Genomic DNA, 19968 nt, shown 5'->3' with positions numbered 1-19968 from the left:
CGGACGTCAGACCGGCATCGGCTCGGCGCCGTCGACGAGACCCAGCCGCCACGCTCCCTCGCCCAGCAGCTCCAGGTGTTGTCGATGATGCCGGTTGACGGTGCTGCGATGGGTGACGCTGACGAACACGGTGTCGGGCAGTTCGCGGCGCACCAGGCTGTAGATCATGAACTCCAGCGGTTCATCGAGGGCGGAGGTCGCCTCGTCGAGGAACACCGCCTTGGGCTTCGTCAACAGCACCCGGGCGAACGCGATGCGCTGCTGCTCGCCGGGGGAGAGCACCTTGGCCCAGTCGGCCTCGTCGTCGAGCCGGTCGGTGTAGCGCGGCAACGCCACCGCCTCCAGCGCGGCCCGCAGCACATCGTCGGGAATCTCGCCGGGCTCGTGCGGATAGGACACCACCGTCCGCAGGTCGCCGAGCGGAACGTACGGCAGCTGGGACAGGAACATCGTTTCGTGCTCGCCACCCGGGTAGCGCATTGTGCCCGAGGTGTACGGCCACAGCTCGGCCAGGCTGCGCAACAGCGTGGACTTGCCGGTGCCCGACTTCCCGGTGATGATCAGCGACTCACCGGGATCCAGCCGCAGCTGCAGGTCGCTGATCAACTGCGCGCCGGCCGGGTCGCGGACCTCGACGGCGTCGAGCTCGACCGCACCGTCCGCATCGGCGGCGACGGTCAGCTTGGGCAGCGCTCGGCTCTGTTCATTGGCGGTCACCAGCCCGTGCAGGCGCAGGATGGACGCGCGGTAGCCGGCGAAGACGTCGTAGGAGTTGCGGAAGAACGACAGCGCCTCCTGGATGGAGCCGAACGCCGCCCCCGACTGGATGACCGTGCCGAGCTGGATCTGGCCGGTGAACAGCCGGGGCGCCTGCAGCAGCCACGGCAGCGGAAGGATGATGTGGTTCATCGACAGGTTCCACCCGGTGAACACCATGGTCCTGTTGATGAACCGCTTGTAGTTGGACAGCACCGGCTCGAACCGGCTGCGCAGCTGACGGCGCTCGGGCTTCTCGCCGCGGTAGAGGGCGACGGCCTCGGCGGCATCCCGCAGCCGCACAAGCGCGTAACGGAACGCGGCGTTGAACTTCTCGTTGTTGAAGGACAGCCGGATGAGCGGACGGCCAAGCCAGAACGCGACGACGGTCGCGACCGCCACGTAGACGAACACCGTCCAGAACATGGCGCGCGGCAGCTCGACACCGAAGAGCGACACGGAACCGGAGAGGTTCCACAGGATCTGGGTGAACGAGACCACCGACACGATCGACGAGATCGCCCCGAACAACAGTGTGCCGTTGCTCGTCTGATGCGGGGTGTTCGGTTGTGGCCCGGAGATGGCGGTGAAGACGTCGATGTCGGACTGGATGCGCTGATCCGGGTTGTCGATGGTCTGGTCGATGAACCGGCCGCGGTAGTAGGCCCGCCCGTCCAGCCAGTCGCCGGTGAGCCGGTCGGTCAGCCACGCCCGCCAGGCCAGCATGAAGCGCTGGGTGATGAACAGATCGATCATGATGCGGGTGACGAGTATCGCCGCCAACAGCGCGAAGAGCATCAGCGACAGCCAAAATCCCCAGACGCCAGAGTCTTTCACCGCCTGGTTGCCGACCGCGTGACCCTGCACCGCGATCTGCGCGGCGGAGTACAGGTCGTTGCTCTGATAGCTGAACAGAACGTTCAGGCGCACCCCGATGATCACCGACAACAGCATGGCGCTCAACGACATCCACGGCTTGATGCTGTGCCGTCCGGTGAAGTAGGCGCCGGTGACCGCCCAGAACTGTCGGCCCCAGACGGTGAACCGGGCGATGAGCGTCAGCACTGCCAGCGCGCCGAGCGCGGTGATCGCCCAGGCCTCGCCGATCCAGATCAGCGAATCGACAAGGCCGTGGCTCCAGTCGATCGACGGCGAGAACGGTTTCAGCTCGTCCATTCAGAACCCCCAGTCCTGCGTCAGCGGACACGCTCGCGGCGAAAGCTACCGCAGGGAGCCAGGAAATCGGAGGCCAACGGGGCTTCTGGAGTCTTTAAACCTGTCGAATATTCAGAAACGGGGGCGATCCGCCGCCGGTGCGCGGCGCTACCGGCCTCAGGCGACCGATCTGCAGACGAGATCGTCGGCTATCACGACCGCGGGTCATCCTCCGTGGACGTCGCGTTGATCAGAGGCCAGCTTCGGACACTACTTCCATCTCGTCGGGTCGCGGCCATCTGGTGGGCGGTTCGTCGGTGATCCACGCGTATTCAAGCCCGGACACGTGCCCATCAGTGAGCCAGATGAGGATCTCGCCTTGGTAAGCCGCACTGCTGGGCACGAATGCCCGTGCGGGAAAAGGGCCGTCAGGCAATTTGGATCCCTCGCCCGTCCCGGATGTCTTCACGTCGAGAAGCCAAGGCGAGTTGGAGACGAGTGCGCCGTCGAGGTCTTCGATGAGTGCGTCGCCGCGGCGGACGCCGGCAGCCGACACGATTGCCTGGATGACCCCGGCCTCTTCGGGTGACATAGGACGCCACTCAGTTTGCTCGGTCATGGGATGAAAGCTATACCGATTTTGATCACTCGTTGTCTACGATCCCTCGCACGGCCAACGTCGATAGGGTCTCACGATGACGACCAGCGACCTCGCGGATGTCGATCTCACCGACGACGAACGTCGGCTGCTGCTGGCCGGACTAATGGAATACGGCGGCCCGGCCGCCGGTGCGGGGGTACTGGCCCCGCTCGTCGGCGCGAAAGACGCGGACGCGTTCTTTCAGCTCACCGATCGGCTGGGTGCGGCGATCAGGAACGGTCAACCGTTATCCGGTTTGGACTGGGTGCGCGCTTTGATGCTCACTGAAATCTGTTGGGCCAGCGACATTCTCGGTGCGGCGAGCGAGTTCGGCACGAACCTGTCCGATGATCGAGCGTTACCCGCGCTTCGATCTCTGCAGCGCAAGCTCGTCACTGGGGAACGCATTCAGGCGTTGATCGGCCTGCGGCAGGAATCCGACTAGGCTGCAGCAGGTCTTGTGGCGCCTGTCTCGCCGCACGTCCCGCACCGCCAAATAGTGCTCGGAGAGCGGCACGCCGTCGGTGTAGCGCTCGACGGCCTGCTCGATCAGCAGCTCCTGACAGGTGAGCCGGCTGTCGCCCCGACCGAGACTTTCAAATGCGCGCTGACCGCACTCGATCCGCGGAGAGGCTCCGCGGGCTACGTCAACCCGAGCGCCGCGCGTAACCGGTCGGCGTCCATGCCGTCGCGGGCGGACTCACCCGCGGGGAAGCTGTCGAGCAGCCTGATCAGGTCGGCACGCCGGGTGGGGTCGTTGGCGGCCTGGCGCGGCGTGTGGCCGTCGAGCGCGGGGATCTGCTCGTCGAGCCACTTCGTCTCGTACTCGTGGATGAAACCGTTGAGCATGGCGGCCACCTCGGGGTCATCCGGGTCGAGCCCGCCACCGCCGCCACCGGGCATCCGCTTGGCCAACTCGGCAGCCTCACGAGTGTCACGCATTGGTTGGCGGGTGTCGTCGAGCACCGTCATCGCCGGATCAACACGCGCCACGGTGGCCAGCACTCGGTCCATCCGCTTCTCGCTGTTGGTCTCCACCCGCAGGGTGCCTCCGTCGAGCACGAGTGTGGCGCGGACCCGTGGCATACCGTGCGTGACAACATGTTCCAGCCAGTGCGGCGGCTCCTCACCGTCGAGCCGGTCGTAGGCGTCGTCGAGCGCGAACTCGATCCCGTCCGGATCTCCGACCCGCACGGTGGCCTGGCAGATCGCCAGCGGGTCGCCCTCGGTGTTGACCAGCGTCGGCGGTGCGAACCGTCGACTCAGGAATGCGACCAGCTCGACCGGGTCGGGGTCGGCGTCGAGGAGGGCGATCAGGGTGTCGCGCTCGTGCAACGCCACCGGCTCGATGCCGCCGAAGAACTGCATGGTGTCCCCGGCCGGCAGAACGCGGGAACAGATCAGCTGTCCGGGTTTGAGTTGACCGCTGCCGGTGCGTTCACGCACCTCGTGCCGGTCGCCGGTGCGCACGTCGCGCACGGTGACGCCCTGGCCGCGGTGCACGGCGTCGACCTCGAACACCGACCGGTCCGTGAGGGCCCACTGCTCGGCCAGCGTCCGCTCGTCCTCGGGCAGCAGCGCACCGCGCACCGCCAGGAAGTCCTCGAATGCACCGCCTTCGAACAGCACCGCATCGATCACGAGGGGGTCGGCCAGCCCGGCGATATCGGGGTCGTCATCGTCGTCGAAGTAGCGGATGCGCTCGAGGCCCACCTCGTCGAGCAGCTCCTCCCAGCCGCTCAGCAGGGCGTGCTGAGCGGCCTTGGAGTACAGCCAGTCGGCTCGCTCGGCCAGCGGCAGCTGCTCGCGCCCGAGGTGGCATTTCTTGTACTTGCGGCCCGACCCGCACCAGCAGACGTCGTTGCGGCCAACGTCCGAGCGTGGGTTGGCCCGGTGTCGCTCCAGAAGCCGGACCATCCCGTCGTCCGGTGGTGCGCCGGCGCGGCGCAGCAGCGACAGCCCACGCTCGGCGTCACTCCGATCGGATGCGAAGCGTGCCAGATCGAATAGTGTTGGTGCCCAGTCGGTATCCATCGACTCGGCGGCCAGCAGCTCCTGTTCGGCTTCCTCGACATGGCCGGTGCGTTCCAACGCGATCGCGCGCAGCCAGCGATATGCCACCCGTGCGGGGCGGGGGACTCTGGGCTCCAGCGTCTCAGCCATCAAGCCGAGTGCGGCCGCGCCGATGCGATCACCGGCCGCCTCGGCCACCAGGATCTCCGCCAACACCGGGTCGGCGAGGATGCCACCGACTTCAGCGGTCAGTTCGCCCAGACCCGTTTTCGCCACAGCTTCCTCGCGGGTGGGCGATGTCTCTTCCAGCGGTTCGTCGGGTTCGGCGCTTTCGAGCATCAGCGCCGTCTGGGCATGCACTTTGAGCAGGATGCTGAGCGCGGCGGCGTCGTCGGGGTCGACGTCATATCGCTGGACCAGCCGAGCGCTCCTGAGTTTGAACCGCCAGACGTCGAAGTCGAAACCCGCTGGCGCAAGCCAGTCCCCGTGGTGTTGCAGACCGGCGGCGTCGGCGATCTCGCTCAGAGGTGCCAGCGGCTGGGTGAACAGTTCCGGATCCTCGGCGCATGCCGTCCACACCACGCCGTCGAACAATGACGGCTGCTCGGCGTCGAGCATCGCGGAGAACCGTGCGCCGACCGCGGCATCGGCGATCGCGTCGACCGGCTCGAGCGCCAATCCCTGTGCGGTCAGGCGCAGCCCGACCAGGTCGCCCTCGGCCACATCCAACGCGGCCAGCGTGCCCGGCGCGAGCAGCAACGCCCCAGAATCGTCAACCAGCTCCGGTGGGATCTGTCGCTCGTCGAGCACCTCGTCGTCGAACCTGGGCAGCGCGATAGCCACAGGCGATCCGTCGGCGAACCGGGCGTACTGCGCGTCCTCGCACATCATGGTGACCGGGTTCAGGTCGGGGGTGACCGTGAGCATGTCGTGGGCCAACTCGTCGGCGCTGAGCCAGTGAGTGAACACCCTCCCGGTGAGCAGCGTCGGCAGCCAGACCCACCGATCGTCGTTCAGCTGTACTGCTGCGCAGCCGGTTTCGCTGATGAGCTCGCCGAATGTGTCGTCTGCGTCCGCCACGCCGGCCTGCTCGAGCCGCGCTATGACGTCGACCTCGGGCAGTGGGCCATGCTCGGCCAGGATGCTCGCCAGGGTCGGCATCGAATCGGATGCATCTGCCATGGCGACCACCCTATGTGGCGGGGTGGCGGGATTCGCGATGTCCCGACCCCTCGGCCCTTCAGCTAGCTGAGCGCTAGCACCTCGCAAGCTTGCCGCATACAATCGTGTCATGCGAACTCTGCATCTGCGCAATGTGCCCGACGACGTGATGGACCGGCTCGAGCGGCTGGCGCGTGCCGCGAGCACGTCAGTCACCGCCGTCGCCATCCGCGAACTCGACGCTGCGACGCGCAGAGTGGACAACGCCGCGTTGATCGCCACCCTGCCCGACCTGAACATCGCGGTGGACGCGATTGCCGAGCACGTCGGCGCCGATCGCAGGTGATAGTTCTCGATGCCTCGGCGGCGGTGTCGGCACTTCTGAACGACGGTCAGGCTCGCCGCCTGGTCGCTGCCGAGACCATCCACGTCCCGCACCTTGTGGATATCGAAGTGGTGAGCGCCGTGAGGCGACAGGTTCTCGGCGGCGTGTTGACGGCCGAGGATGCACACCGCGCCATAGATGTTTGGAGACAGTTGGGGCTGATTCGCTACGCCGCACCGCCGCTGCTGGAACGCGTTTGGGAACTTCGAGCCACCGTAACTCCAAATGACGCAATGTATGTCGCCCTCGCGGAGAATCTCGGCTGCGCGCTGACGACTGCCGACTCGCGGTTGGCTAGGGCAAGCGGTCCGCGTTGTGCCATCACTGTCGTGCCACGGTGAAAGCCGAGCGGGGTCGACGCCGGAACCCATCGACGGGCCGCGGCGCTCGAGGGGGACTGGGTTCGTGTGAACGAGCCGACAACCGGCGACCGTCGCTGATGAAGGCACTGAACGCGAAGAAGCTCTGAACCGCGGGCGGCGTTTGTCACTCCCCGTCAGTAGCGTCCGCGATATGAGTGACAAGCGACGAGCACACAGGGCCAAACAGGCCCGACGTGACGCGCGGCGGGCGAAGAAGCGCACCGCGGGAACTTCTTCCGACACGGAACTCACGGACGCGATACGCAGTGCGCTGGCGGGTGGGCATCCACTCAACCTGCTCACTATGGCCAGCATGGTGATCCACGTGGGAAAACCTGACAGGCGCCGCGATGAGACGCACCTGGACAACATCCTGACCGGATTGATCGGTGTACGGAATCGGGAGACGACGGTGCTACTGGCCGTCGTCGCCGAACTTCTCGTCGACGATCCAGCGCGACAGCTCCGATGCCGCCGCGAAGTGGCCGAACGTGGCGAGCATCTACCGCGATGGATCACCGCACTGTCGAAGGTCGACGTCTACCGCGCGGTCCGCAGAACCCATGTGTTCCGTGACGTCGACGAAGTAGTCATCGGTATGCGACTCGACGGTGGCCACGAGCTGACCGTCGCCATCGGGATCGATCACAACATGCTCTCGACCGTCACCGATGCAGCCGCTGTACCGGAACCGATCGACGAAGCGCTTGCCAAGGTCGCCGAAACCAGCACCGACACCGACATTTTCGAGATGACGCTTGCCGACGCGCGGGTGTGGACCGAGGATGCCCTCAACAAGCCGACACTCTCGCCGATGACCGATGAATGGCCGCTCTACCGGGCACTGGTTCGGTGGCTGGTAGGTCGGCTACCCGAAGGTGGTGAACACCGGTCACCGCTCGGGGATTGGAAGTCGGACAAGGAGCTGTGCGATGGGTTCTTCGCGACCAGTTCCGCGGCGCCGTTCACCGACTCCAGCCATCGGGGGCTGTTGCTGGAACTCTTCGAGACTGGTACGGGTGACCCATTGCGGTGGAGCGCGGCGCGCGTCGAACAGGCGATCGGCGGCACGCCTCACAGCGAGTACAGCATTCCGTTGGAGGTCGCGCTAGACGCTCCCGATCTACTTCGCGCGTTCATCCCATACGCTCACGCGCAGAGTGGGATTCGCGACGAACTGACGGCGCGAACGCTCGCTATGGTCGAGGGTCTGAGGACGAGCTACAAGCGGGAGGTCTTGAGGCACGCCAAGTACTGGGGCCTCGACGACGTGGTCTAGCGCCGCACCGCCGCAGCGATCCGCATCCCGAGAATCCTCCAGTTCGTCGAGAACAAGATCGGCACCGATCATGGAGGAAGTCGCCTCGGTCTGGCCGGTGAGGGCGCGCAGAAAATCGGGTCGATTGCCCGCTCAATGGCCAGCCCTGACCGGGAAGGTGCAGATGACGGTTTCTAGAATCACTACACCTATCTATAATCTAGATATGGCTCTTAGTATCAAGGATCCCGAGGCTGACCGCCTTGCCCGGGAACTCGCCGCGCGAACCGGGGAGACGCTGACCGAGGCGGTGATGGTCGCATTGCGTGAGCGACTGGCGCGCCAGGCCGGTCGCACCGCAGTGATCCCCCTGCGCGACGAACTCGCGGTGATCCGTCGTCGGTGCGCGGCGCTGCCGGTCGCCGACGACCGGTCCGCGGAGGAGATCGTGGGCTATGACGACCGCGGGCTGCCGTCCTGATGGTCATCGACACCTCCGCGCTGGTCGCCATGCTGACCGACGCCCCTGATGCCGAGCTTTTCGAGGCGAGGGTGGCAGACGATCCCGTGCGGACCATGTCCACGGCGTCATACCTGGAGACCGCCATCGTGATCGAGAGCCGCTTCGGCGAATCCGGTGGCCGTGAACTGGACCTGTGGCTGCACCGGGCCTCGGTGAGTCTTGTCGCCGTCGACGCCGACCAAGCCGAGGTCGCCCGAGCGGCCTACCGGCGCTATGGCAAAGGCCGTCATCGAGCAGGCCTGAACTACGGCGACTGTTTCTCCTACGCGCTCGCGAAGGTCAGCGGTCAGCCATTGTTGTTCAAGGGCGATGATTTTGGGCATACGGACGTCGTTGCGGCCGAGTAGCCGACCCGTCCGCGGACCGCACCACCTCACCGCACGTCCCGCACCGCCAGGTAGTGCTCGGAGATCGGCACGCCGTCGGTGTAGCGCTCGACGGCCTGCTCGATCAGCAGATCCTGACCGGTGAGCCGGGTGTAGTGCTGGTGCATGTGCTCGCCCCAGGACCGCACGATGAACGACTCCACGAACGTCGCCTCGTGCTCGATGCTGCGGAACAGCCGCCACTCCGCGGCCCCGGTGCGCTGCCGGGACCGGCCCTGCACCGCCATCGCCGCCAGGAAGGCCTTCTCGTCCGCTGCCGCGACGCGGTAGGAGGTCAGCACCAACACGGGACCGTCCAAGGGTTCGGGCTCGAAGATCAGCGTCGGCTCGGGCCAGTGCGAGGACGGCGTCAGGTCCAGGTCGTTGGTCTTCGCGTGCAGCGGCCACCACAGCGACGACAGTCCGCACACCACCAGCAGTGCCGCGCTCACCAGCAGGCTGGTGGAACTGGAGGTGGCTCCGGCGAGCACGCCCCACACCACCGAGCCAATCGCCTGCCCACCCATGAACACCAGCTGATACACCGACAGTCCGCGGGCGCGCACCCACGCGGGCAGGCTCAACTGCATCGACGCGTTGAGCGTCGACAGCGACAGCAGCCACGCCGCGCCGCCGATCACCAGGGCCGCGAACACGACGGTGAAGATCGGCACCAAAGCCAGCACCACGGTGGCCACCGCGAAGCCCGCCGCACCGACCGTCAGCAGCGCGTTCTGGCTGAACCGCGCCCGCAGCCGTGACAACAGGAACGCCCCGAGCACGGCACCCGCGCCGAGCGCACCCAGCAGCAACCCGTACCCCGACGACGACAACCCCAGCCGATCCTTCGCGATCACCGGCAGCAGTCCCCAGATCGCACTGCCGGGCGCGATGAACAGCGCCGCCCGCAGCAGGATGCGCCGCACCACGGGCGAGCTGCGGATGAACCGCCCGCCCGCGGTCAACGCCGCCAGCGCCCGCTCGGGCGGATAGCCGCTCGTGACGGCGGGGCGGCGCCACGCGATGAGCACGAACACGATCCCGACGAAGGACACCGCGTTGAGCGCGAACACCAGGGTCGGGCCGGACACGGCCACCAGCACGCCGGCGATCGCCGGCCCGATCGCCCGCGCACCGTTGATGCTCATGCTGCCTAGCGCGGCCGCCGCCGGAATCTGCTCAGCGGGAACGAGATCCGGTTGAATCGCCTGCCACGCCGGCGCCGTGAGTGCCTGCCCGCAGCCGATGACGAACAACAGGGTTAGCAGCACCGCCGGCGTGGTCAACCCGGCGCCCGTCAACGTGGCGAGCAGGCCCACACCCGCGGCCATCGCGCCCTGCGTGGCGATGAGCAGCCGGCGCCGGTCGATCAGATCGGCGAGGACACCCGACGGCAGCGCCAGCAGCATCACCGGCAGCGTCGTCGCGGTCTGCACCAGCGGCACCAGGACAGCGGCGCGAGGGTCGCCGACGAGCATCCACTGCGCCCCGACGGTCTGCATCCAGGTGCCGAGGTTGGAGACCAGCTGCGCGATCCACAGCGAGCGGTAGACCGGCGATCGCAGCGGTGCCCATGTCGAAGTGGACGGTGTCGATGTCCTCGCCGATGTCATCCGCCGCTCCCGTGTATGACCGTCTACTCACCCTAGGGTGCACGAGTCGAATCCAATGCCCGATAGCGCGCTCCGTGAGTCAGGGCAGGCCGGCCTGATCGAACGCCAGTTGCCACGGGCCGGGCGAATGGCGTTGCCCGCCTCCGCGCGATAGTCGCTCAGAGGCGGGCAATCGCAACACCACCCCTGGGTGTCCAATGCTGTCACCTCGGCACTTGCGGCCAGCGCCGGGCTCCGGCGCAGCAGAAGCTAGGCTTCAGAGAAACATTGAGTCGTTTGGAGCGTGATTACGTCGTGAAGCTCGGAATCCTGGCCCTCGGAAGTGCGATGGCACTGCTGTCGGCACCGGTGATCTTCGCGTCGCCGGCGTCGGCCAAGCCCTGCCCCTCCGGCACATCGCAAACCAAGTGGCCGGGCGTGTGCACCAAGAGCGGCTCCAACGCACCCGCGTTCCTCCCGCCGGGATCCACCCCTGGCGGCGGCGCCAATGTCGTGTCACGGCCAGGTGAGCTTCCATCGGTGAACGGCGTCCCGTGCACGCCGGAGCATTACGGCACGTGCCTCGCCATGCAGCAGAGCGGCCGGTAGGCCCCAAGCGTCGGCCCGGAATCCTCTGACCAGCTCGGAACTCACAGCCCCACCTGGTTGACTGTGCCCCATGCGCACAGGCCACCGGATGCACAGTCCCGCCGTGCGCGTGCTGGGTGGCGCCGTCGTCGGTCTCATCGCCACCGCCGTGGCGGCCTGGGTCGGGTTCCGGTGGTTCTCCCTGCTGATCGGCTGGGACTTTCTCGCCGTGACGTTCATGGCCTGGACCTGGCGGGTGATCTGGCCCTTTAATCCTGCGCAGACGGCGTCGCACGCCGAGGACGAGGAGCCCGGCCGTCGGACCGTCTTTATCCTGATCCTCGGTGGTGCGCTGGCCAGTCTCGTCGGCGTCGGGTTGCTGCTGGCCAACGAGTTGCCGGACAACTACGAGGCCGTCGCCCCGGCCGTGTCCGTCGTCAGCGTGGTGATCTCGTGGTTCGCCGTGCACACGCTGTACGCACTCACCTACGCCAAGATCTACTTTCAGGAAAAGCCCGTCGGCGGAATCGATTTCAACACCAAACAACCGCCGCGCTACAGCGACTTCGCCTACGTGGCCTACGCCGTCGGCATGAGCTTCGCCATCTCGGACACCAACCTGACCTCATCGCGGATGCGCGCCACCGCCCTCAAGCACGGCCTGCTGTCCTACCTGTTCGGGTCGGTGATCGTGGCCTCGGTGGTCAACCTCATCGCCTCGGGCCTGTAGCGCCGGCGAACTAGAACAACGCCAGCTGTTCGTCGTCCCGACGGTCCGCCCCGAACTTCGCAGGCACCGGCCGCTGTCGTACCCGCAGCGGCCACCAGAACCACCGACCCATCAACGCCGCGATCGACGGCGTCATGAACGAGCGCACGATCAACGTGTCGAACATCAGGCCGAGCGCGATCGTCGTCCCGATCTGACCGAGCACCTTCAAGTCGCTGATGATGAACGACGCCATGGTGAACGCGAACACCAAGCCGGCGGCGGTGACCACGGAGCCACTGCCCGCCATCGCGCGGATGATGCCCGTGTTGAGCCCGGCGTGGATCTCCTCCTTGAATCGGGAGACCAGTAGCAGGTTGTAGTCCGACCCCACGGCGAGCAGCAGGATCACCGACAACGGCAGGATCACCCAGTACAGCGGTATGCCAAAGAGGTACTGCCACACCAGAACCGATATGCCGAACGCGGCGCCCAACGACAGCGCCACGGTGCCGACGATGACGAGTGCGGCCACCAGGCTGCGGGTGATGAACATCATGATCAGCAGGATGAGGCTCATCGCGGCGATGCCGGCGATGAACAGGTCGTAGTGCGCCATCTCCGAGATGTCCTTGTAGGTGGCCGCCACACCGCCGATGTAGATCTTCGAGCCCGCCAGCGGCGTGCCCTTCACCGCCTCGGCGGCCGCGTGCCGGATCTCCTCGATGTGCGAGATGCCCTCGGCGGTCGCGGGATCCACGTCGTGGGTGATGATCATGCGGGCGGCCTTGCCGTCGGGCGACAGGAACAGCTTCAGCCCGCGCTTGAACTCGGGGTTGTCGAACGCCTCCGGCGGTAGGTAGAACGAGTCGTCGGTCTTCGACGCGTCGTACGCCTGGCCCAGGGCGGTGGAGTTCTCCAGCGCCGCCGCGCTCAGGTCGTAGATGCCCGACGTGGTCGAGTGATTGGTCATCGTCAGATCGCGATTGGTCTCCTGATTCGCGATCTGTGGCGGGATGAGCGCCACCAGCTTCGGCTGAAGCTCATCGAGCTTGGCGATGCTCCCCGACACGTTGGCCAACTGATCGGTCAGCTCGTTGATCCCGTCCAGCGCGTCGAACAGCGACCGGAACGCCGAGCACGCGGGAATGTCGTAACAGTGTGGCTCCCAGTAGAAGTAGTTGCGCATCGGCCGGAAGAAGTCGTCGAACGTGGCGATCTTGTCGCGTAGGTCGGCCGCCGTGGCGACGGTCTGCTTGAACGCCTCGCTCTGCTCGTGGGTGATGTCGCTCGACTGAAGCTGCAGCTGCATCTGCTGGCGCAGCGTGGTGATGCTGTCGTCGATCACCCCGACCTGCTTCAGCAGATCGTCGGCGCGGGCCTGCTGGAACGGCAGGTTGTTGATCTGCGACGCGCTTCCCGCGCTGATCTGGAACGGGATCGACGTGTGGTCCAGCGGCGTGCCCAGCGGCCGGGTGATCGACTGCACCTGCGCGACACCGTCGGTGTGGAACACGGCCTTGGCCACCCGCTCCAACAGGATCATGTCGGTGGGATTGCGCAGATCGTGATCGGTCTCGATCATCAGCAGTTCGGGATTCAGCCGGGCCTTGGAGAAGTGGCGTTCGGCGGCCGCGTAGCCGACGTTCGACGGTGCGCTGTCCGGCATGTAGACGCTGTCGTCGTAGTTGGTCTTGTACCCCGGCAGCGCGAGCAGGCCGATGAGCGCGACGGCCATGGTGGCGATGAGGATGGGTCCGGGCCAGCGCACGATCGCCGTCCCGATCCGCCGCCAGCGGTACTTCTGGGTGGGGCGCTTGGGATCCAGCAGCCCGAACCGGCCGCCGATGACGATCACCGCGGGCGCCAGTGTCAGCGAGGCGGCCAGCGCAACCAGCACGCCGATCGCGGCCGGGATGCCGAGACTCTGGAAGTACGGCAGCCGGGTGAAGTGCAGACAGGCCACCGCGCCGGCGATCGTCAGTCCCGAGCCGAGAATGACGTGCGTCGTGCCGTGATACATGTTGTACCAGGCGGATTCGCGATCCTCGCCCAGGCCGCGCGCTTCGTGGTAACGGCCGAGCAGGAAGATGATGTAGTCGGTGCCCGCCGCGATGACGAGCAGCGTCAGGATGTTGGTCGAGTACGTCGACAGGCCGATGAGGTTCTCGTTCGCCAGGAACGAGACGATGCCTCGGGCGGCGGCCATCTGGATGAGCACCGTGGCCAGGCCCAGCAGCATCGTGACGAAGGAGCGGTAGACGATCAGGAGCATCACCGCGATGACGCCGACCGTCAGCGCCGTGACGAGCTCGGTGCTCTCGTTGCCCACCTCGAACTGGTCGGCGATCTGGGCGGCGGCCCCGGTGACGTAGGCCTTGACCCCGGGCGGGGCGGGCGTGCCGTCGACGATCTCGCGGACGGCGTCAACGGACTCCAGCGACAGGGCCTCGCCCTGATTGCCGGACAGGAACACCTGGACGTAGGCGGCCTTGCCGTCGGGACTCTGCGAACCGGCCGCGGTGAGCGGGTCGCCCCAGAAGTCCTGGATGTGCTGAACGTGCTTGGTGTCGGCGCCGACCCGTTTGACGATCTCGTCGTAGTACTGGTGCGCCTCGGCGCCCAGCGGCTCGTCGCCCTCCAGCACGATCATCGCCGCGCTGTCGGTGTTGAACTCCTCGAACTTCTCGCCGATCTGCTTGAACGCCTGCAGCGACGGCGAGTCCGGCGAACTCAGCGCGACGTTGTGCTGCGCGCCGACCACCTCGAGCTGCGGGACGAGTGCGTTGCTGAGCCCGGCGACGAGCACCCAGAACAGCACGATGGGGACGCAGAGCACCCGGATCGTGTGGGCGATGCGGCTGCGCGTCTCGTCGTGCGGCATGTCGATCGGGGCGGTGGGCGCCTCGTCGGTCGAGCCGTGACGCCCGCTCATCCGGACTTGTCCAGGCAGTAGGTGAAGGGGTTCAAGGCGTTGACCGATCTCTCGTCCTTGACGGCGTCGTCGATGGTGATGCGGCAGCCGATCGATTCGCCGTCGCCCTGGGCCTGAACGTTGACGAACACGGTCGGCTGGGTCGTGGTGGTGTCATATGCCCACGGCAGTGCGACGGCGTCGGCGCGCTGGGGCTGGGCGTATATGTCCAGGTAGGTGATGGTCGCGGTGGAGCCGGGGGCACCGAACACCTCGATGAGCACGCGTTTGGGGTTGAACGGCTTGGTGTCGTTGGCGCTGTTGTCAGGGGTGGACACCACGTCCTCGGAGCCGAAGATGCCGTTGAGGCGATACACCGCGAACCCCGCCACCCCGACCACCAGCACTGCCACCACAATCATCCACCGTCGCATCAGAAAGCGACTGGGCGAAAACCGCTGCATTCGTGGCCTTTCGACGAGCGGTGACATGATTTACCGGTGGTGAGGTACAACTTCGGCGGACGGAATCATATCAACTAAGTTGACGGTACGTTACGAGGCCGGGCTGAACAATGGCCACGTCCCGGGTTTTTCTGGCACCGAGTGCAAGGCGGTGTCCATGCCCGCAAGTAGCGTCGGTGCCATGAACGACGGACGCAGGCGGCGTAAAGCCAAGCAGGCGCGACGCGACGTGCGGCGGATGCAGACCCGCGACCAGGAAACCCCTCCTGACCAGGAATCCCCTGACGAAACGCCGCTGGTCGAGGAGGTGCGTCAGGCGCTGGCCACGGGGCATCCGCTGGATCTTCTCGGGATGGTCAGCCTGCTGATCGAGGCCACGAAACCCGACCCGCTGGCATCTCTGAAGACTGGCCCGCAGCCGGAGCGAGTCAATCTCGACGACCTCATCACCGGCTTCGTCGGCGTACCGATTCCAGAGACGACGGCGCTGCTGGCGGTGCTCGCCGAACTGCTGATCGACGACACGGACCTGGCACTGCGATGCCGAGCGGAGGTCGCCGCGCGGCACGACGCCCCACCGACGTGGATCTCCGACCTGCCGCGGGTCGACGTGTACCGGGTGGTGCGGATGACGCACGTGCTGGGCGACGGCGACGAACTGCTGATCGGTGCCAGGCTTGCGGGCGGTCACGAACTGACCTGCGCTGTGCACATCAATCACCTCATGCTGTCGGTGGTCAAGGACGCCTTCCTCGTGCCGGCTCCGATCGAGCATGTGATCGCCGTTGCGGCAGAGCAGAACACAGACCCGGACACCAACTTCGTCGACATGAGCGGGGCCGATGCCCGAGCGTGGATCCAGCATGGGCTCGGCCTGCCCCCGATATTCACCGTGGGCTCCGACACGTGGCCGGGCTGTCGGCCACTGGTGCAGTGGTTGACCGGACACCTGCCCGAAGGCGGCCACAGGCACCGATCGCCGACCTGGGATTCGGAGCCGACCGACGAGGAGTGGCGCGACCAGTTTCTCGCCTCCCCGGCGGGTGCGCCGTTCGGCGATCCCGACTACCGGGGGCTGCTACTGGAGATCCTGGACGCCGGCACGGGCGACCCGCTGCGGTGGAGTGCGGCGCGGGTCGAACAGGCGCTCGACTCGGGGGCGTACAGCGGACACGATTCGGCGCATCTCGTGCTCGCTGTTCCCGAACTCCTGCGGGCCTACGTGCCGTTCGCCCACGCGCAGAGCGGTATTCGGGAGGAACTCACCGCGGAGGCGCTCGCCGTGATCGACGAGCTGGGCCCAGGATTCAAGCAAGAGGTGCTCGACAACCCGAAGTACTGGGACGACGACGAGGACGACTGACAACCTCCGGACACCTCCCCATCGCCGAGTGTTCACCCGCACATCCCCAATGCGTCACCTGCCCACGACAGGCTCACTGCGACTTCACAGCCGAACTGAACAGGGGACTCGTGACCACCTCGCACCTGAGTCGAGCGGCGGCGGCCACCATCGCCGCACTGCTGCTGGCGGCCTGCTCCACCACCGAGGAGACCACCGAGACCCCGCCGGAGACGCCGAAGGCCACCTCGCCCATCGACTGGAACCTGCCCGCTGCGCAGCGCTACCACCGGCAGGCCACCTACCCGGTGTACCTCAACAAGCCGGCCGAGGACCCCGTCAATGCGGAGACCGTCGCCGAGATCTCCACCGTGACCCCCGACGGCAACACCGTCATCTACACCGACGCTGCCGCCAAGCGGATCGGCTTTATCGACGTCCGCGATCCCGCGAAACCCGTTGGCCTGGGCACGCTCTCGCTCAAAGAACTCGGTCACGCCGATGACCAGCCCACCTCGGTGGCCGCCGTCGGCGAGTTCGTCCTGGTGGTCGTCGACACCACGGGTGGCGACTTCGCGCACCCGTCGGGACGCGTCGACGTCGTGCGCGTCAGTGACCGCACCCGCGTGCACAGCATCGACCTCGGCGGCCAGCCCGACTCGATCGCCATCAGCCCCGACGGCACGTTCGCCGCGATCGCGATGGAGAACCAGCGCGACGAGGAGTTCACCCCGGCCGGTAAGGAGGAGGGCGACCTGCCCCAGCCCCCAACGGGATTCGTGCAACTCGTCGACCTCGCGGGCGCGCCGACCACGTGGCGCAACCGCAAGGTCGACTTCGACGTCGACGCCGCGCGCCAGGCGGGCCTGGACACCCCCGAGGATCTGGAGCCCGAGTACGTCAGCATCAACTCCCGCGGCCAGGTCGCGGTGACCCTGCAGGAGAACAACGGCATCGCGATCATCGACGGCAAGTCCGGCGCGGTGCAGAAGATCTTCAGCGCCGGGACCGCATCCGTCACCGGTATCGACACCGCCGAGGACGGCAAGATCGACCAGACCGGCTCCATCCCCGAGACGCCCCGCGAACCCGACGCGATCGGCTGGATCGGCGACGACCACCTGGCCACCGCCAACGAGGGCGACTGGAAGGGCGGCACCCGCGGCTGGACCGTCTTCGACGCCACCACCGGAGAGGTGGCCTGGGACGCAGGCAACACCGTCGAGCAGCTCGCCGTGCGCACCGGCCTGCACATCGAGGGCCGCGCCGAGTCGAAGGGGCCCGAGCCCGAAGGCCTCGCGATCACCGAGATCGGCGGCCGCCCAACCGCATTGATCGCCTCCGAGCGCAGCAATTTCGTCGCGGTCTACGACGTCAGCGACCCCGCCGCACCGCAGTTCCGCCAGATCCTGCCGACCACACCGGGCCCCGAGGGTGTCCTGCCGATCCCGTCGCGCAACCTGCTGGTGATCTCCTCGGAGGCTGACGAGGCCGACAACGGGGTACGGGCCTCGGTCAGCGTCTACGGCTACGGCGACCAGTACGCCGCGGCCGGCGGCAAGCCCGCGTTCCCGTCCATAGTGTCCGGCGACGTCGACGGTGCGCCGATCGGCTGGGGCGCACTCGGTGCGCTGTCGGCCGACCCAACGAACGAGAACCGGCTCTACACGTCAACCGACAACGCGTACGGACCGTCGCGCATTCTCGGCGTCGACGTGTCCCAGACGCCGGCGTTGATCGACACGGCGCTGCCGATCACCGAGAACGGCCAGCCCGTCACGCTCGACGTCGAGGGCGTCACGGCCCGCCCGGATGGTGGGTTCGTGCTGGCCGTCGAGGGCGAGAAGGGCCCCGACAACCAACTGGTGTTCGTCGCCGCCGACGGAGCCATCGAGAATCGGGTCTCGCTGCCCGCCGCCATCGCCGACGGACTGGGTGGCCAGGGCCTGGAGGGGGTGGCCGCAGATGACAACACCGTCTGGGTGGCGCTGCAGCGCGAACTCAAGACCGACCCCAAGGGTGTGGCCCGCATCGGTCGCTACACCCCGGCCGACGGGAAGTGGGTGTGGTTCGGCTACCAGCTGGACAGCACCGGCGTCGAGGGCGACTGGATCGGGTTGTCCGAGATCGCCGTTCACGACGGCGCGCTGCTGGTGCTCGAACGCGACAAGCTCAACGGACCCGATGCCCGCGTCAAGGCCATCTACCGCGTCGAGATCCCCGAGGACGGCGTGTTGACCGAGGCCGGTCAGGACCCGAAGGTGTTGCCCAAGAAGCTCGCCCGTGACCTCCTGCCGGATCTGCGGGCCACCAACGGCTTCGTGCAGGAGAAGGTGGAGGGCTTCGCCGTCGCAGGCAACGGGAAGCTGTACGTCGTCACCGACAACGACGGGCTCGACGACGCCAACGGTGAGACCGTGTTCCTCGATCTGGGGTCGGCCAGCACCGCGCTGCAGAAGTAGGCGCCTGACCGCGCTCAACTGCCGGCAACGACTGTCCGGCGATTAGTGCAGTTGACAGCGGGTTGGTCGTTTTATGCTGGACGCACGAGGGGGTGCGTTCGTTGAGCCTATTGGGAGAAGCGCTAGACATTCTTCGCCGCTACGGCGACGTCATAGGCGTCAAATGGGACAAGGCGCCCGGGCCGCTCGATCGTCTCCCGAACTTGGGCATTGTCAACCTTGCGAGTTCGCCAATTCTTGCTGCTGCGCAGGTCACGATCCAGGGGATGAAGGCGACGACGGGTTCTGGTGAGCCCCAGGCGGGTGAAGCGTTCGAGAAGTCCGCGGATCTATATGAAGAAGCCGGCAACCTCCTCATCGATGCGGCGGTCAAGGAAGATCAGTGGGACGGCACCGCAGCGAACGCCTATGGAGAGATCAACGCCGAGCACCGTCGCAAGACGATGGACGTCGCGGCAGCCGATTGGGAAGTGTGGAAATCACTCGGTCGTCTGGCCGCCCAGGTCAACGCGACCCGGAAGGATCTGCAAGATGCCATCGACTTCCTCTCGGACTACGACACCACGACATCGTGGATGAACGCGATACCCGGCGGCGCCGCCGTCAAGGCTGCGGCCGACTTGGGTGTCGCAGCCACGCAACTCGGATTCGCTGAGTTCTCAATTGCAAGGCTCGTCGCCGAGTCGGCGCTCGTAGCGAACGAGATGCGCACGCCGCAGGGAAGGTACGAGTCAGCGGCAGGACAGAAGGAAATCGACCCCAGGGCAGAATTTCCGTGCGGCGAACCCTTCGGAGATGAGCGCACCAATGGGCAGCTTCCGACTCGCACCGATTCGACTACTCCGTACGTCCCGCCCAAGATCGACGGGCCGCCGGTGCTCTACCCACCCGCGACGCCGTACGAGACACCTGCACCACGCTGACGGCCGTCCCCCTCTTGGAAGGAGCAGACTCATGTCTAGTCAAACCGACAATCTTCGAGTACTGACCGAGCACATCGACGACCTCGCGGCTAAGCAGACCACTGCCGCAGGCTGCCTCAAGATCGCGGGGGAGACGGTCAACGACCTTGCGTCCAGCGTCTCGTCTACGCACGGGGTGGTGTGTGCCCTGAGCAACATGGCGGTCAACGCCATCGAATCCGCACGCGATGCCGCAGACGCAAAGCTGTGGCGGATGTCCCACGATCTTTCAGAACGGCTGGGCGTCGCGTCGGCGAACTACAACAACGCCGACTGGATCGCGAGAAAGGACATTGACTCTTGCGGACTGTGACGAT

The 19968-nt window shown here is 66.6% G+C and carries 18 protein-coding genes and 1 pseudogene; 13 read left to right on the top strand and 6 right to left on the bottom strand.

Annotation, left to right across the window (positions count from 1 at the left end; translation table 11 throughout):
- Window positions 1–6: 6 nt before the first annotated feature.
- Window positions 7–1932, bottom strand: a complete 1926-nt coding sequence (locus tag ACZY0X_RS01990; protein WP_463767918.1) for an ABC transporter ATP-binding protein/permease — start codon at window positions 1930–1932, stop codon at window positions 7–9.
- 114 nt (window positions 1933–2046) lie between these two features.
- On the opposite strand from ACZY0X_RS01990, the pseudogene ACZY0X_RS01985 reads away from it, so the two are divergent.
- Window positions 2047–2145, top strand: a pseudogene (locus ACZY0X_RS01985) (antitoxin); the annotation flags it as partial.
- Between the two features lie 16 nt (window positions 2146–2161).
- Here the strand turns inward: ACZY0X_RS01985 and ACZY0X_RS01980 are convergent.
- Window positions 2162–2530 carry a hypothetical protein gene (locus ACZY0X_RS01980; RefSeq protein WP_463767917.1) on the bottom strand — a complete coding sequence of 123 codons (369 nt, stop codon included), beginning with the start codon at window positions 2528–2530 and terminating at the stop codon, window positions 2162–2164.
- A 76-nt stretch (window positions 2531–2606) separates the two neighbouring features.
- Here ACZY0X_RS01980 and ACZY0X_RS01975 point away from each other — a divergent pair, with 76 nt between their 5' ends.
- Window positions 2607–2996 carry a hypothetical protein gene (locus ACZY0X_RS01975; RefSeq protein WP_463767916.1) on the top strand — a complete coding sequence of 130 codons (390 nt, stop codon included), beginning with the start codon at window positions 2607–2609 and terminating at the stop codon, window positions 2994–2996.
- A gap of 197 nt (window positions 2997–3193) precedes the next feature.
- Here the strand turns inward: ACZY0X_RS01975 and ACZY0X_RS01970 are convergent, their stop codons facing one another.
- Window positions 3194–5746, bottom strand: coding sequence for an SEC-C metal-binding domain-containing protein (locus ACZY0X_RS01970; protein WP_463767915.1), 2553 nt, complete (start codon window positions 5744–5746; stop codon window positions 3194–3196).
- 109 nt (window positions 5747–5855) lie between these two features.
- On the opposite strand from ACZY0X_RS01970, the gene ACZY0X_RS01965 reads away from it, so the two are divergent.
- The 5 genes from ACZY0X_RS01965 to ACZY0X_RS01945 all read left to right on the top strand — a co-directional run bounded on the left by ACZY0X_RS01965 (window position 5856) and on the right by ACZY0X_RS01945 (window position 8600).
- The gene (locus ACZY0X_RS01965; protein WP_463767914.1) at window positions 5856–6071 is read left to right on the top strand and encodes an antitoxin; all 216 of its coding nucleotides are present in this window, start codon (window positions 5856–5858) and stop codon (window positions 6069–6071) included.
- Entirely contained in the window at window positions 6068–6451 is a 384-nt protein-coding gene (locus tag ACZY0X_RS01960; RefSeq protein ID WP_463767913.1) for a type II toxin-antitoxin system VapC family toxin, read from the top strand. The genes ACZY0X_RS01965 and ACZY0X_RS01960 overlap by 4 nt, the downstream gene beginning before the upstream one ends.
- Window positions 6452–6623: 172 nt before the next feature.
- A complete protein-coding gene (locus ACZY0X_RS01955) occupies window positions 6624–7751 on the top strand; it encodes a hypothetical protein (RefSeq protein ID WP_463767912.1) in 1128 nt (375 codons plus the stop codon).
- 205 nt (window positions 7752–7956) lie between these two features.
- On the top strand, window positions 7957–8211 hold the full coding sequence (locus ACZY0X_RS01950; protein ID WP_463767911.1) for a type II toxin-antitoxin system VapB family antitoxin: 255 nt from the start codon (window positions 7957–7959) through the stop codon (window positions 8209–8211).
- Window positions 8211–8600: a type II toxin-antitoxin system VapC family toxin gene (locus tag ACZY0X_RS01945; protein WP_463767910.1), complete on the top strand. Its 390-nt coding sequence runs from the start codon at window positions 8211–8213 to the stop codon at window positions 8598–8600. The genes ACZY0X_RS01950 and ACZY0X_RS01945 overlap by 1 nt, the downstream gene beginning before the upstream one ends.
- Window positions 8601–8626: 26 nt before the next feature.
- Here ACZY0X_RS01945 and ACZY0X_RS01940 read toward each other — a convergent pair whose 3' ends face one another.
- The gene (locus ACZY0X_RS01940; protein WP_463767909.1) at window positions 8627–10231 is read right to left on the bottom strand and encodes an MFS transporter; all 1605 of its coding nucleotides are present in this window, start codon (window positions 10229–10231) and stop codon (window positions 8627–8629) included.
- 294 nt (window positions 10232–10525) lie between these two features.
- Between ACZY0X_RS01940 and ACZY0X_RS01935 the strand changes: the two genes are divergently transcribed.
- Together ACZY0X_RS01935 and ACZY0X_RS01930 are read left to right on the top strand one after the other, a co-directional pair.
- Entirely contained in the window at window positions 10526–10819 is a 294-nt protein-coding gene (locus ACZY0X_RS01935) for a hypothetical protein (RefSeq protein ID WP_241400942.1), read from the top strand.
- Window positions 10820–10889: 70 nt separating this feature from the next.
- Window positions 10890–11528 carry a DUF1345 domain-containing protein gene (locus ACZY0X_RS01930; protein ID WP_463767908.1) on the top strand — a complete coding sequence of 213 codons (639 nt, stop codon included), beginning with the start codon at window positions 10890–10892 and terminating at the stop codon, window positions 11526–11528.
- A gap of 10 nt (window positions 11529–11538) precedes the next feature.
- On the opposite strand, the gene ACZY0X_RS01925 is transcribed toward ACZY0X_RS01930, so the two are convergent.
- The gene (locus ACZY0X_RS01925) at window positions 11539–14391 is read right to left on the bottom strand and encodes an MMPL/RND family transporter (RefSeq protein WP_463768730.1); all 2853 of its coding nucleotides are present in this window, start codon (window positions 14389–14391) and stop codon (window positions 11539–11541) included.
- 47 nt (window positions 14392–14438) lie between these two features.
- Window positions 14439–14885: an MmpS family transport accessory protein gene (locus ACZY0X_RS01920; RefSeq protein ID WP_463767907.1), complete on the bottom strand. Its 447-nt coding sequence runs from the start codon at window positions 14883–14885 to the stop codon at window positions 14439–14441.
- A gap of 157 nt (window positions 14886–15042) precedes the next feature.
- On the opposite strand from ACZY0X_RS01920, the gene ACZY0X_RS01915 reads away from it, so the two are divergent.
- The 4 genes from ACZY0X_RS01915 to ACZY0X_RS01900 all read left to right on the top strand — a co-directional run bounded on the left by ACZY0X_RS01915 (window position 15043) and on the right by ACZY0X_RS01900 (window position 19964).
- Window positions 15043–16248, top strand: a complete 1206-nt coding sequence (locus tag ACZY0X_RS01915) for a hypothetical protein (RefSeq protein WP_463767906.1) — start codon at window positions 15043–15045, stop codon at window positions 16246–16248.
- Window positions 16249–16358: 110 nt separating this feature from the next.
- Entirely contained in the window at window positions 16359–18689 is a 2331-nt protein-coding gene (locus ACZY0X_RS01910; RefSeq protein ID WP_463767905.1) for an esterase-like activity of phytase family protein, read from the top strand.
- A 101-nt stretch (window positions 18690–18790) separates the two neighbouring features.
- Window positions 18791–19612: an EspA/EspE family type VII secretion system effector gene (locus ACZY0X_RS01905; RefSeq protein ID WP_463767904.1), complete on the top strand. Its 822-nt coding sequence runs from the start codon at window positions 18791–18793 to the stop codon at window positions 19610–19612.
- Window positions 19613–19643: 31 nt separating this feature from the next.
- Window positions 19644–19964, top strand: coding sequence for an ESX-1 secretion-associated protein (locus tag ACZY0X_RS01900; protein WP_463767903.1), 321 nt, complete (start codon window positions 19644–19646; stop codon window positions 19962–19964).
- Window positions 19965–19968: the final 4 nt, after the last annotated feature.

It is taken from the genome of Mycobacterium sp. IDUB_39 (assembly GCF_055419205.1).
Note: the sequence above shows the minus strand (reverse complement) of the source record. Positions and strands in the feature narration are given on the sequence as shown.